The 13,164-nt window shown below is 59.3% G+C and carries 12 protein-coding genes and 2 riboswitches; of the genes, 8 read left to right on the top strand and 4 right to left on the bottom strand.

Features of this window, described 5'->3' with window-relative positions; genetic code table 11:
- Positions 1–12: 12 nt before the first annotated feature.
- On the bottom strand, positions 13–927 hold the full coding sequence (locus ACQZ5N_RS08260) for a polyprenyl synthetase family protein (RefSeq protein ID WP_448732639.1): 915 nt from the start codon (positions 925–927) through the stop codon (positions 13–15).
- Between the two features lie 137 nt (positions 928–1,064).
- Between ACQZ5N_RS08260 and mtgA the strand changes: the two genes are divergently transcribed.
- Positions 1,065–1,811 (top strand): monofunctional biosynthetic peptidoglycan transglycosylase, encoded by a 747-nt coding sequence (mtgA, locus tag ACQZ5N_RS08255; protein ID WP_448732638.1) that lies wholly within the window; start codon positions 1,065–1,067, stop codon positions 1,809–1,811.
- A gap of 15 nt (positions 1,812–1,826) precedes the next feature.
- On the opposite strand, the gene ACQZ5N_RS08250 is transcribed toward mtgA, so the two are convergent.
- The gene (locus tag ACQZ5N_RS08250; RefSeq protein ID WP_448732637.1) at positions 1,827–2,846 is read right to left on the bottom strand and encodes an aldose epimerase family protein; all 1,020 of its coding nucleotides are present in this window, start codon (positions 2,844–2,846) and stop codon (positions 1,827–1,829) included.
- Positions 2,847–3,022: 176 nt separating this feature from the next.
- Positions 3,023–3,949 carry a homoserine O-acetyltransferase MetA gene (gene metA, locus ACQZ5N_RS08245; RefSeq protein ID WP_003520328.1) on the bottom strand — a complete coding sequence of 309 codons (927 nt, stop codon included), beginning with the start codon at positions 3,947–3,949 and terminating at the stop codon, positions 3,023–3,025.
- An 83-nt stretch (positions 3,950–4,032) separates the two neighbouring features.
- A riboswitch (SAM riboswitch) is annotated at positions 4,033–4,109 on the bottom strand.
- A gap of 89 nt (positions 4,110–4,198) precedes the next feature.
- Between metA and ACQZ5N_RS08240 the strand changes: the two genes are divergently transcribed.
- The 7 genes from ACQZ5N_RS08240 to ACQZ5N_RS08210 all read left to right on the top strand — a co-directional run bounded on the left by ACQZ5N_RS08240 (position 4,199) and on the right by ACQZ5N_RS08210 (position 12,509).
- Positions 4,199–4,852 carry a thiamine diphosphokinase gene (locus ACQZ5N_RS08240; RefSeq protein WP_003520329.1) on the top strand — a complete coding sequence of 218 codons (654 nt, stop codon included), beginning with the start codon at positions 4,199–4,201 and terminating at the stop codon, positions 4,850–4,852.
- 4 nt (positions 4,853–4,856) lie between these two features.
- Positions 4,857–6,683 carry an ABC-F family ATP-binding cassette domain-containing protein gene (locus tag ACQZ5N_RS08235; RefSeq protein ID WP_448732636.1) on the top strand — a complete coding sequence of 609 codons (1,827 nt, stop codon included), beginning with the start codon at positions 4,857–4,859 and terminating at the stop codon, positions 6,681–6,683.
- Between the two features lie 98 nt (positions 6,684–6,781).
- Entirely contained in the window at positions 6,782–7,174 is a 393-nt protein-coding gene (locus tag ACQZ5N_RS08230) for a VOC family protein (RefSeq protein WP_003520331.1), read from the top strand.
- Between the two features lie 45 nt (positions 7,175–7,219).
- Positions 7,220–7,330: riboswitch (TPP riboswitch) on the top strand.
- A gap of 39 nt (positions 7,331–7,369) precedes the next feature.
- Positions 7,370–8,383: a thiamine ABC transporter substrate binding subunit gene (gene thiB, locus ACQZ5N_RS08225; RefSeq protein WP_448732635.1), complete on the top strand. Its 1,014-nt coding sequence runs from the start codon at positions 7,370–7,372 to the stop codon at positions 8,381–8,383.
- Between the two features lie 19 nt (positions 8,384–8,402).
- The gene (thiP, locus tag ACQZ5N_RS08220; RefSeq protein ID WP_448732634.1) at positions 8,403–10,028 is read left to right on the top strand and encodes a thiamine/thiamine pyrophosphate ABC transporter permease ThiP; all 1,626 of its coding nucleotides are present in this window, start codon (positions 8,403–8,405) and stop codon (positions 10,026–10,028) included.
- Entirely contained in the window at positions 10,025–10,741 is a 717-nt protein-coding gene (locus ACQZ5N_RS08215) for a thiamine ABC transporter ATP-binding protein (RefSeq protein WP_448732633.1), read from the top strand. The genes thiP and ACQZ5N_RS08215 overlap by 4 nt, the downstream gene beginning before the upstream one ends.
- A 307-nt stretch (positions 10,742–11,048) precedes the next feature.
- Positions 11,049–12,509, top strand: coding sequence for a M48 family metalloprotease (locus tag ACQZ5N_RS08210; RefSeq protein WP_448732726.1), 1,461 nt, complete (start codon positions 11,049–11,051; stop codon positions 12,507–12,509).
- A gap of 12 nt (positions 12,510–12,521) precedes the next feature.
- Here the strand turns inward: ACQZ5N_RS08210 and ACQZ5N_RS08205 are convergent, their stop codons facing one another.
- On the bottom strand, positions 12,522–13,118 hold the full coding sequence (locus tag ACQZ5N_RS08205) for a TetR family transcriptional regulator (protein ID WP_448732725.1): 597 nt from the start codon (positions 13,116–13,118) through the stop codon (positions 12,522–12,524).
- Between the last annotated feature and the right edge of the window lie 46 nt (positions 13,119–13,164).

Here is a 13,164-nt window from a genome sequence, read left to right as displayed (position 1 = left end):
AGTGGAAGCCGCTCAGCTCTTTCGTTCAGCGATGAATCTGGCGGCCGCGATGAGAATCGCGGCCTTTTCTCCATAAGGGGCCAGCAGTTCGCTGGCTTCCGCCACTTGCTCCCGCAGCTGGTTGCGTGCCCAGTCCTCGCCGCGCAGCGCCACAAGCGTTCCCTTGCCGCGCGCGGCGTCCTTGCCGGTTGCCTTGCCCATGGTGGCGGCATCGGCCGTCAAATCCAGAAGGTCGTCGGCAAGCTGGAAGGCGAGGCCGATCTTTTCGCCGAAGAGACGCAGCCTTTGCCTTTCGGAAATATCGCTGCCGGCGATGATTGCGCCTGCTTCGCAGGCAAAACGCAGCAGTGCACCGGTTTTCATAGCCTGCAATGTAATGACACCGGCTTCATCGGGTGCTTTTTTCTCCGCAGCGAGATCGAGGGCCTGGCCGCCGGCCATGCCGCCGATGCCCGCCGCGCGGGCAAGCGAGAGTACGAGCGCGGCCTTGCGCTCGGCCGCAAGCGGATTTTCGTCCGAGGCGATGATATCGAAGGCAAGCGTCAGCAGGCTGTCGCCGGCGAGAATAGCGGTCGCCTCATCGAATTTGCGATGCACGGTCGGCTGGCCGCGGCGCAGGTCGTCATCGTCCATGGCCGGCAGATCGTCATGAACAAGCGAATAACAATGGAGGCATTCCAGTGCCGCGCCGACATGAAGGGCGGCTTCGGCATTCCCGCCCGCAAGGGCGGCACTTTCGATGACGAGGAAGGGCCGCAGGCGTTTACCGCCGTTCAACACGCCATGGCGCATGGCGTCGAGCAGATTTTGTGGGCGCGTGATCTCATCCGCGCGGGCTTCGCCGGAAAGCAGGCGGCCAAGCAGGGCTTCGGTTTTTGTCGCGTTTTCGCGCAGCTTCGTTTCGAAATTTGTCATCGCAGCGTCCATGCCGCGCTCTTTGGCATGCCGCGCGAATGCAGGCAAACCTTTTCGTGATTCCAGAGGTGCAACTATTTGAGCGGACTCGCCTTGAAGGCGGCAATGGACTATGAAAGGCTTCAATTGGTGCGGGGCTTTGACGAATATTGAGCAGTACGCCTGAAAGCGACGCAGATTACGCCGTGCTGGCGGAAGACCGGAGCAGTCCGAAGGTGGATTTTCGCACGTTGGCAAAGCGCATCTTCATGACCTTGCTGGCATTGCTGATCCTGCCCTATCTGCTGATCCCGGTTTATGCGCTGCCGTTTATCCGGCCGGTCTCGACGCTGATGCTCGCCGATCTGGCGACCCTGCAGGGATATGACCGGCGCTGGGTGCCGCTTGAGGATATTTCGCCGCGCCTTGTGCAATCCGTGATGATGTCCGAGGATGGGCAATTCTGTTTCCATGGCGGCGTGGACTGGAACCAGATGCAATCCGTGGTCAGCAATGCGCTCGATGGGGCTTCCACCCGCGGTGCAAGCACCATTCCGATGCAGACGGCCAAGAACCTGTTTTTGTGGAATGGCCGTTCTTTCCTGCGCAAGGGATTGGAACTGCCGCTGGCGATCGCGGCTGATTTCGTCTGGTCGAAAAAACGGATGATGGAGATTTATCTCAACGTTGCCGAATGGGGACCGGGCATTTATGGAATCGAGGCTGCCGCCCAGTACCATTTCAAGGTGCCGGCCGCGAAACTCAGCTCCCGTCAGGCGGCGCTGCTGGCTGTGTCATTACCCAATCCAATCGACCGCGTCGCCAGCAAGCCGGGACGCGGGCTGCAACGGCTCGCCGGCCTTATCGAACGGCGCGCCCGCGCCTCCGGCGGCTATGTCGGCTGCGTGCTGGATTGACCCCGGCGCGCCGCGTCAGCCTTTCTTGAAAATATAGTCTGTTTCCTGTCGCAGCGTTTCACCCGGCCGCAGGATGGCGTGCGGGAAATCCGGGTGATTGACGGCGTCCGGCCAAATCTGCGTTTCCAGGCAGAAACCGGCAAAGGGGCCGTAGTGACGGCCATCGAGGCCGGGAACCGGAACGTCCAGTTTGAAGGCCGAATAAAACTGCACACCGGGTTCGGTGGTGTGAACCTCAAGGGCGATATCGGAGGCCGGTGAATAGGCGCGGGCAACCTTGCGCTTGGCGCGGCGCTCGGGCGAGAGGCAGAAATTATGGTCGTAGAGAACCTGCTCGCCATTCTCCTTGCGCCGCATCGGTGTCGGGTGGCGCAGGTCGAAGACGGTACCTTCGACGGAGCGGATTTCTCCCGTCGGTATCTGCTTGTCATTGGTGGGCAGGTAAAAATCAGCCGCGATGCTGATCTCATGCCCAAGTGCGGTGTCTGCGCCATCGAGATTGAAATAGGAATGCTGGCAGACATTGGCGATGGTCGGCTTGTCGGTCACCGTTTCATAGACCACCGAAAGCACGCCGCCGTCGAGGATCGTATAGGTGGCCGTGACCGTGCAATTACCGGGATAACCGGCGCGGCCATCGGGATCGATGATCTGTAGAACCGCATGGCTTTCGCCATGTTCCATCAGCATCCAGTTGCGTTTGCCCATGCCGTCGCTGCCGCCATGCAGGTGGGTTACGCCTTTTTCGTTGAGCTCCAGCTGGTATTCGTGCCCGTCGATCGAGAACCGACCGTCGCCGATGCGGTTGGCGTTGCGGCCGGGGGTGGCGCCGAAATAGGAGGAATATTTGTAGTCCTCGAATTTATCGAAGCCGAGAACGAGCGGCGGCTGGTGGCCTTCAAGGCGCAGATCCTGAATGACCGCGCCCCAGGTAATGACCTTGGCCGTCAGCCCGCCTTTCGAGATGGTGACGCGTTCGACTTTTTCGCCGGTCGCCGTGAAACCGAAATTCTCCCGCGCCGCCGCGTCGCTCATCTCGTCATTCTCCCTGATGTTGCGAATTGCCGGGCGGACGTTGCGTCATTTTCCGGCAATTCGCAATCCCGCAATTCAAAGCATGTCTCCCAAAAGTGTGCCGCGGTTTTGGGAAAAAGACATGCTTAAAACAGAACGAAAGCGCGTCGCATGCGTTCGATAAAACGCGACGCGCTTTACGCGGCCAGTTGCCCGATGGCTTCGAGATCATAGGGCGTCGTCTGGTATATCTCGTTGATCCAGTTGCCGAAAAACAGATGGGCATGGCTGCGCCAGCGGTTGAGCGGGGCAAGCTCCGGGTCGTTGTGCGGAAAATAATCATGCGGCAGCTTGATGGGCACGCCGGCATTCGCGTCACGGAAATATTCGTCCGAAAGCGATGTCGAATCATATTCGACATGGTTGAACATATAGAGCCGGTTGCCCTCTTTCTCATGCACCAAACAAACGCCCATTTCCTCGGATTCCATCAGGATTTCGAGTTTCGGATGTTTTTCGATATCGGCGCGGCGTACTTCCGTCCAGCGCGAGACCGGGACCTGGAAATCATCCGAAAATCCGTTCAGATAGATCGATGAGGGGCAGAGATTGCGGTGACGGTAGACCCCGAAAGCCTTTTCCTTCAGCTCGTGTTTCGGCACGCCGTGGAAATGATAGATGGCGGCCATCGCGCCCCAGCAGACATTCAGCGTCGAATGAACGTTGGTCTGCGTCCATTCGAAAATTTGTCGCATTTCGTTCCAGTAGGTCACGTCTTCATAGGCCAGCGTCTCCACGGGGGCGCCGGTAATGATGAAACCGTCAAACTTGCGGTGGCGCACTTCTTCCCACGTCTCGTAAAAGGACAGAAGATGTTCTTCCGGCGTGTTCTTGGCGCGATGGCCGCCGATCCGCACCAGCGACAGCTCCACCTGCAGCGGCGAGGCGCCGACGAGGCGCGCCATCTGGATTTCCGTCTTGATCTTGTTCGGCATGAGGTTGAGAAGCCCGATCTGGAGCGGGCGGATATCCTGCCGGATGGCCGCCGTTTCGGTCATGACCCGCACGCCCTCATGAACGAGGGTCTCAAAAGCGGGAAGCGTATCGGGAATCTTGATCGGCATGTCGAACTCTCTTTTCCGGATCACGTAAAGAACGTTGCGAAAACAAAAAAACCGGCAGCGAAATCGCGACCGGTCCCAGGAAATTGCCTTTTTCCTCGACCCTTTAGCGACTTCTTTAAAGTGGCTGCAAGCCGGTCGGCAAATCACCACTGAGGCGTTTCATAATCCCGAAGCCGGCGAAAATCAATATAGGCCGATTTCATCGGGTTTCCGCTTTCCATTTTTGGCGGAGGTGCGATAAGGCAGGGCATGGATAAAGAGCGCTTCACCATTCTGCTTGGCGGCGATGTTACGGTGACCGATCGTTTGCAAGAGGCGGTCGCGGATAGCCGTGTGATTGCGGCCGACGGCGGCATGCGCCATGCCGGGCCGCTTGGCCTTGCGCCGGAGTTGTGGGTCGGGGATTTCGATTCCGCCAGCAAAGAGTTGCTGGAGGCCTGGCCCGATGTAGCGCGGCAGCCATACCCGGCCGCAAAGGCGGTGACGGATGGCGAGATCGCGGTATCGGAAGCTCTCTCCCGTGGAGCGCATTCGCTGGTGCTTGTCGGTGCGCTTGGAGGCGCGAGAAGCGACCATGCGCTTCAGCACCTCCTTTACGCGGTGGCGCTCGCCGAACGTGGTATCGATGTTACGCTGACCTCCGGTGAAGAAGAGGCGCGGCCGCTGCTTGCCGGTTCGCTGGATATCGATCTGCCGCCCGCCTCGCTGTTTTCGGTCGCCGGATTTACCGCCCTTGAGGGGCTCGATATCGGCAATGTGCGTTATCCGCTGAAGGATTTCGCGCTTGCTTTCGGTTCGTCCCGCACTATTTCCAATGTCGCGAATGGCGGCCCCGTGCATTTCTCGCTGAAAAGCGGAAAAGCCATCGTGCTCGCCCGCCCTTATGATCTGACCGGAGCCTGACGCCTTGGCACCCCCTATTTTGAAACTCGATGACATCAAGCTGACCTTCGGCGTGACCCCGCTGCTCGATGGCGCCAATCTCCAGGTGGAACCGGGCGACCGCATCTGCCTTGTTGGGCGCAACGGTTCCGGCAAGTCCACCCTGATGAAGATCGCCGCGGGTCTGGTCGAGGCGCAGTCGGGCGAGGTTTTCCGGCATCCGGCCGCCACCATCCGCTATCTGGAGCAGGCTCCGGATTTTGCCGGTTACGACACGGTTCAGGCCTATGCCGAAGCCGGGCTCGGCCCCGGTGACGATCCCTATCGCGTCACCTATCTTCTTGAGCATCTCGGTCTCACCGGGCAGGAACATCCGGCGAGCCTTTCCGGCGGTGAAGCGCGACGTGCGGCTCTTGCCCGCGTCATGGCGCCGGAACCCGATATCCTGATGCTGGACGAACCGACCAACCATCTCGATTTGCCCACCATCGAATGGCTTGAAAGCGAGCTGCAGCAGACGCGCAGCGCGCTGGTGCTGATTTCGCATGACCGGCGTTTTCTCGAAAAGGTCTCGACCTCGACCGTCTGGCTGGATCGTGGCCAGTCGCGCCGTCTCAATCGCGGTTTTGCTCATTTCGAGGAATGGCGCGACAAGGTGCTGGAAGAGGAAGAGCTGGAACAGCACAAGCTCGGCAAGGCCATCGAGCGTGAAGAACACTGGATGCGTTATGGCGTGACCGCAAGGCGCAAGCGCAACATGCGCCGCGTCGGCGAGCTTCAGGCCATGCGTGCGGAATATCGCGGCCATAAGGGGCCGCAGGGCACGGTGCAAGCGACCGTTACCGAAGGGCGTGAATCCGGCAAGCTCGTCATCGAAGCCGAGGCCATCACCAAGGCTTATGGCGAGCGCGTGATCGTCGCACCGTTTTCGCTGCGCGTCCATCGCGGCGATTGCATCGGTTTCGTCGGCCCGAATGGCGCCGGTAAAACCACGCTTCTGAAGATGCTCACCGGCCAGATGGAGCCCGATAGCGGCACGGTGAAGCTCGGCACCAATCTGGAAATCGCGACGCTCGACCAGAAACGCGAGGATCTCAATCCCAACGATACGCTCGCGCATTATCTGACCGATGGTCGTGGTGAAAATCTGCTGGTCAACGGCGAATTGAAGCATGTGACGGGCTATATGAAAGACTTTCTGTTCCAGCCGGAACAGGCCCGCACACCGATCCGCAACCTTTCCGGGGGCGAGCGCGCGCGCCTTATTCTGGCGCGCATTCTGGCGCGGCCGACCAATCTTCTGATCCTCGACGAGCCGACCAACGATCTCGATATCGAAACGCTCGATCTGTTGCAGGAAATCGTTGCTGGCTTTTCCGGCACCGTTATCCTCGTCAGCCACGACCGCGATTTCCTCGACCGCACCGTCACCTCCACCATCGCGCCCGTCAATCCGGATGAGCCGGACGGACGATGGATCGAATATGCCGGCGGCTATTCGGACATGATGGCGCAGCGCAAGGGCGCGGCGGAAGAAAAACGCAAGGCTGAGAAACAGGAAAAGGCGAAGGCCGCACCTTCCGCCTCCGCATCGCAGGATCCTTCAAAGGCCAAGGGCAAGCTTTCCTTCAAGCAGAAATTCGCGCTCGAAAATCTTCCGAAGGAGATGGAAAAGGCGCAAGGCGAAATCGCAAAACGCGAGCAGCGCATGGCCGATCCGGAGCTTTTCACAAAGGACCCGGCGGCCTTCAACACGCTGGCGCAGGAAATGTCGAAGCTGCGCGACAAGCTGGAGGCCATGGAAGAAGAATGGCTGGAACTGGAGATGCTGCGCGAGGAACTGGAGGGCTGAAGGCAATCAGTTCCCCGTTTGACCGGTCCTCCTCCCGCCTTTGATAGAAAAGCAGAATTGCCGTTCTATGCCGGCGTTCGTTTGGAGGAGTTGTGAAAATGCGCATGATTTTCGTCAATCTGCCGGTCAAGAATATCGAGACATCAAGAAACTTCTTCACCGCTCTCGGTTTCAGCTTCAACCCGGAATATTCGGATGACCGCACGCTCTGCATGATCGTGGAAGAGAATATCTTCGTGATGCTTCTCCAGGAGGGACGTTTCCGCGATTTCATCAACGGCGACATTGCCGACGCGACGCGAACCACCGAGGTTCTGACCTGTCTTTCCGCCGGAAGCAGGGAGGAAATCGACCGGATGATCGCGACGGCGCTCGCCTCCGGCGGCAGCGGCTGGAAGCCCGTTCAGGACCATGGCTTCATGTATGCCGGCAGCTTTCAGGATCCCGACGGGCACGTCTGGGAACTGGTGCATATGACGGAACAGGGCTGACCTCGGCCATCTTGCCAATCAGGGACGGCGGGACTACACCATCATCTTGATCTAACGGGGTGTCTTTTGCGCTTGGGTGTAAAAGGCTGAGAGGCTTGCCAACCCGAAGAACCTGATCCGGTTCATACCGGCGGAGGGATTAGACGGCTTTAATGCAGGCGGCTATTTCCCTATCGTTTTTTTGAGGAGATACCCGTGCGCCGTCGTCTTTTCCTGAATTCCCTCGTTGCCGCCTCGCTGTTTCTGCCCGGTCTTGCTGTTGCACAGGATAGACAGGAACTGACCGTCTACACCTATGAGAGCTTCGTTTCCGAATGGGGTCCCGGTCCCAAGGTGAAGGAGGCCTTCGAGAAGGTTTGCAATTGCACGCTCAATTTCGTCGGCGTGGCCGATGGCGTGGCGCTGCTCAATCGTCTGAAGCTTGAAGGGGCGGGGTCCAAGGCGGATGTCGTCGTCGGTCTCGACACCAATCTTGTCGCGGAAGCAAAACAGACCGGTCTGTTCGATGTCAGCGGCATCGATGCATCGGCGGCCAAGGTGCCGGGCGGCTACACGGACGATGTTTTCGTTCCCTATGATTACGGCCATTTCGCTGTCATCTATGATACGCAGACGGTGAAAAACCCGCCGGCGAGCCTTAAAGACCTTGTGGAAGGCGACCCCTCGCAGAAAATCGTCATTCAGGATCCGCGCACCTCCACACCGGGGCTTGGCCTGCTGCTATGGGTGAAATCGGTTTACGGCGACAAGGCCCCGGAGGCCTGGGAAAAGCTCAGGAAGCGCATTCTCACCGTTACGCCGGGCTGGTCGGAATCCTATGGCCTCTTCACCAAGGGTGAGGTGCCGATGGTGCTCTCCTACACCACCTCACCCGCCTATCACATGGTCGCTGAAAAAACGGATCGTTATCAGGCCGCCGCCTTTTCCGAAGGGCATTACATCCAGATTGAGGTTTCCGGTCTCCTTAAAAACGCGCCGCACAAGGAACTGGCAAAGCAATTCCTCGCTTTCACGCTGACATCCGGTTTTCAGGATGCCATTCCGGAAAACAACTGGATGATGCCGGTCGCGGCGACCTCCAAGCCCTTGCCGGAGGCGTTTTCAAAACTCGTGGTGCCGCAGAAGACTTTCCTGATGGATCCGGAAGAGGTGGCGAAGAACCGCAAGGCATGGATCGATGAATGGCTTGCCGCCATGAGCATGAATTGAGGAAGAGGCACACTCGCGCATGATGCTGCGTCGCGATTACCGGCGGTCGATCATTTTCGGAACGGCGGCTTTTGCCGCCGTTTTCCTGTTCATGGCGCTCGCGGTTGCGGCTCTCCTGTCCTTCGATGCTGGCGCGTCCGCTGCCGGCATCATGGATGCCTATACGCTGCGCATCCTGCGTTTCACGCTTTATCAGGCAATGCTTTCCACCCTTCTTTCCATTGTTCTCGGCCTGCCGGTGGCGCTGGCGCTTTGCCGTCGGCGCGAGTTTCCGGGAAGAATCTGGATCGTCAGGCTGATGGCGGTACCGATGGGTCTGCCTGTCATCGTTGGCGCCTTCGGCATCATCACCATCTGGGGCAGGCAGGGCGTTTTGAATTCGGCACTCGTTTTTGCCGGGGAGGATGAACCTTTCAGCATTTACGGCCTGTCTGGTATTCTTATTGCCCATGTGTTTTTCAATCTGCCGCTTTCGGTGCGGCTGATGCTGGCAGGGCTGGAGCGCATTCCGGGCGAATATTGGCGCATGGCGGCGAGCCTCGGCATGGGGCCGGTTTCGATTTTCCGTTTTATCGAATGGCCGGCGGTCGCGCGTCTCGTCCCCGGCATTGCCGGGCTTGTCTTCATGCTGTGCGCCACCAGCTTCACGCTCGTTCTTCTGTTGGGCGGCGGGCCGGCAGCAACGACGCTGGAGGTGGCGATCTATCAGGCGCTGCGGTTCGATTTCGATCCGCAGCGGGCGATTGCGCTTTCGGTTTTGCAGATTGGCCTCACCGCAATCCTGCTCGGCCTTCTTGCCTTTTTGCCGTCGCCCGAAGCGGAAATTCCCTCGCTTGGTCGTTCCCTTCGCCGTTTCGACGGAAAGGGCATCGGTGTCCGCCTCTGGGATGGGGCGGCAATCGTTTTCGCTGTTCTGCTGATCGGCCTGCCGCTTGTCGCCATCGCTGTCTCGGGTTTGAGGGCCGATCTGCCGCGTCTTCTGTCCGCGCCGATTTTCCTGCGCGCGGCGGCGACCAGTCTTGCAATCGCCGCACTCTCCGCAGCCCTCGTCGTGCTTTGCTGCATGGCGATCATCGGCGCACGCCAGGCGATAGGCTCCAGACGGCAGGCAGGGCAACCCCTGCGCTTCCTCTCCGCCATGCTGGGGGCAGGGTCTTCGCTGGTGCTTTTGGTGCCGCCAGTCGTAGTGGGAAGCGGATGGTTCCTGTTATTGCGCGTTTTCGGCGATGTCAGCTTTTACGCGCCAGTTCTCGTGGCGCTCATCAATATGCTGATGGCTTTGCCGCTTGCCATGCGGGTGCTTGAGCCGGCCTGTACCAGTCATTTTTTGCGAACCGGCCGGCTTTCCGCCAGTCTCGGGCTTCAGGGCCTGACGCGGCTGCGGTTCGCCGATCTTCCGGTTCTGTGGCGGCCGCTGGCCATGGCGTTTTCCTTCGCCATGGCCCTGTCTCTCGGCGATTTAGGCGCGGTTGCCCTGTTCGGGTCGGAAAGTTTCGTCACCCTGCCATGGCTGGTTTATAGCAATATGGGCAGCTATCGTACCAATGACGCCGCCGGTTATGCCTTCCTTCTCGGTGTCGTCTGCCTGCTGCTTGCCGCAGGCGGTGTTGCACGGCAATCCCAATCAGCAAGGGCGAGCATATGACAGGCGATGATTTTGCCGTTGAACTGGACAAGGTCAGGCTGCGGCTTGGAACACAGGATTTCGACCTCGATTGCGCATTCCCGCAGAGCCGGACAACTGCCGTCGTCGGCGCGTCCGGTTCGGGCAAGTCGACGCTTCTCAACCTCGTCGCCGGTTTCGAGGCGCCGGATTCCGGCCGCGTGATGATCGGCGGGCAGGACATGACGGCGCTCGACCCTTCGGAAAGACCGGTCTCATCGATCTTTCAGGACAACAATCTGTTTGCACATCTCGATATCTTCACCAATGTCGCTCTCGGTGTCAGCCCCGGGCTGAAATTGCGGCTGGAAGACCGGGAACGGATTGAGATGGCGCTTGTACGTGTCGGTCTGGCGGGTTTCGACAAACGTTTGCCGGGCACGCTTTCCGGCGGAGAAAGGCAGAGAGCGGCGCTGGCGCGTGCGCTGGTCAGGAAAAAACTGGTCATGCTGCTCGACGAGCCTTTTGCGGCACTCGATCCGGGACTGCGGGCGGGTATGACCTCCCTGCTTCTCGACTTGCATAGAGAAACAAAAAACACGGTGATTATTGTCACCCATCATCCCGAAGACATAAAGAAGCTGGCGCAGCAGGTGGTTTTTCTTGATCGCGGCCGGGTTGTCTATGTCGGCCCGACCGCAGATTTCTTCGCCACACAAAATGTGAAGGCGGTGGACAGTTTTCTGAACGGGTGATCGCCTTATTTTCGACGTGTGCCGCTGGCAATCGCTTTAGATGACTTCAATGGCGCTAATTTGCACTTGCCAGTTTCAAGTTGTTGCCCGAGAAAAGATGGGAATTATTGCGTTCTTCAGGAATAATCCGGACTTGATGGATCGTTTTTACCGTTTCGGCATTCATCGCCCGTTGGGGCGAATCTGTTATTCTGGTCTGCAATTAACGGATGATCAGGAACGTTAGGGGCAGGCATAGAGAATGAGAAATAGCATGACTGCACAGTGGAGGCTCTTCTCCCGTTCAGGCCTTCGCCGTTCGGGCAGGATGGCTGTCGCCTGTTCCGTGCTGACCGCGTCTGCGGTGTTCCTGTCGTCGTGCCAGTCTCTCTTCAGCCCGGCCTACCAGTCCACCCTGCGCCCGTCGGATAATCCGCAGACTGTGGAAGAGGTGCAGAAGAATGATCCCCGCGCCCAGATGGGCGCGCGCGAGCATCCGCGCATCGTGGCGAGTTATGGCGGCGAATATCGTGACGCCAAGACGGAGCGGCTTGTCGCCCGTATTGCCGGCGCTCTGACCGCCGTTTCGGAAAATCCGCAACAGTCTTACCGCATCACTATCCTCAACTCGCCGGCCATCAACGCCTTTGCTCTGCCGGGCGGATATCTTTACGTGACGCGCGGGCTTCTGGCGCTTGCCAACGATGCTTCGGAAGTGGCCGCCGTGCTTTCGCATGAGATGGGCCATGTCACCGCCAATCACGGCATCGAACGCCAGCGCCGCGAAGAGGCGGAGGTGATTGCCAGCCGCGTGGTTGCCGAAGTGCTGTCGAGCGATCTTGCCGGCAAGCAGGCGCTTGCGCGCGGCAAGCTGCGGCTCGCGGCCTTTTCGCGCCAGCAGGAATTGCAGGCGGATGTGATCGGTGTGCGGATGCTGGGTGAGGCCGGTTACGACCCCTTTGCCTCACCGCGTTTTCTGGATTCCATGGCGGCCTATGCGCGGTTCTCTTCTGCCGATCCCGAAAACGACCAGAGCCTCGACTTCCTTTCCAGCCACCCCAACACGCCGCAGCGCATCGAGCTCGCGCGCCGTCATGCCCGCGCCTTCGGCCAGGACGGTCAGGTCGGTGATCGTGGTCGCGACTGGTTTCTGGATGGCATAGACGGCCTGCTTTATGGCGATAGCCCGCAGGAAGGTTATGTCCGCGGCCAGACATTCCTGCACGGAACGCTCGGCATTCGTTTCGATGTGCCGGAAGGCTTCGTCATCGACAACAAGGTCGAGGCCGTTCTGGCGACAGGACCGGGCGATATGGCGATCCGTTTCGACGGCGTTGCCGATCCGAAACAGACGAGCCTTGCCAATTACCTGACCAGTGGCTGGGTTGCCGGCCTGTTGCCGGAAACAGTCAAGGAAACCCAGATTAATGGTCTGGAGGCCGCGACAGCCCGGGCAAGTGCGGATAAATGGGACTTCGACGTGACCGTCATTCGTGTCGGCCAGCAGATATTCCGTTTCCTGACGGCCGTGCCGAAGGGCAATACGCAGCTCGATTCCATCGCCAATACATTGCGCACCAGCTTCCGCAAGATGACGCCGCAGGAAATCGCCTCGCTGAAGCCGCTCAGGGTACGGGTGGTGACGGTGAAGCCCGGTGAAACCGTGGCGACGATGGCGGCGCGGATGATGGGAACCGACCGGAAGCTCGACATGTTCCGCATGATCAATGCCATGAGCGCTACGGCCACCATTCAGCCGGGTCAACGGGTGAAGATCATTTCGGAATGAGCTTACGGCCTCTTATTCACCGGTTGCCTGAGACAGGTAGGCGTGAACGAGTGCAATCATTTCCCGTCTGACTTTGGGCGACTGCAACTCTCCGCGGCGGGCGGCATTGTGAATGATGCCGTCAATGGCATCGGATACGATCAGCGCCGCGGTTCTGCTTTCGCCCTTTGTGCCGGCCGTCATATGTGCCGCGAGCGCTGCAGCGTAGAGACCGAGATATTCCTGTTCGAAAACGCTGTTGGGATCGTTCGTCCCTTCGTGGCTGGGCGCATCGTCCAGAAGGACCTTGTGAAGACCGGGATGGATGCTGTGGACCCCGATCATGCCGGTCACGAGCTCTTCCACGAATTTCGCAAGCGATTGCCGCTTTTGCGAGACGCTCTTCATGACGGAGAGACAGTCTTCGAGGTGACGATGGCGCACCGCTTCCACGATTGAAATCTTGTCCGGGAAATATTGATAGAGCGAGCCGATGCTGGCGCCGGCCGTTTCGGCGACCCTGTTCGTGGTAAAACCCGCCCAGCCATGATCGCTCAAAATGCGAGCCGCCGCGTGAACGACGGCATCGACCGTGGCGCGGGAACGCTCCTGACGCGGCTCCTTGCGCATCTCGGTCTTCCGCTTTGCAATGCGAGTAGACAAGACACCCTCCATG

Source organism: Agrobacterium sp. 22-221-1 (genome assembly GCF_053522445.1).
The sequence above is the reverse complement of the archived record's forward strand: the minus strand, read 5'-3'. Positions and strand labels throughout refer to the sequence as shown.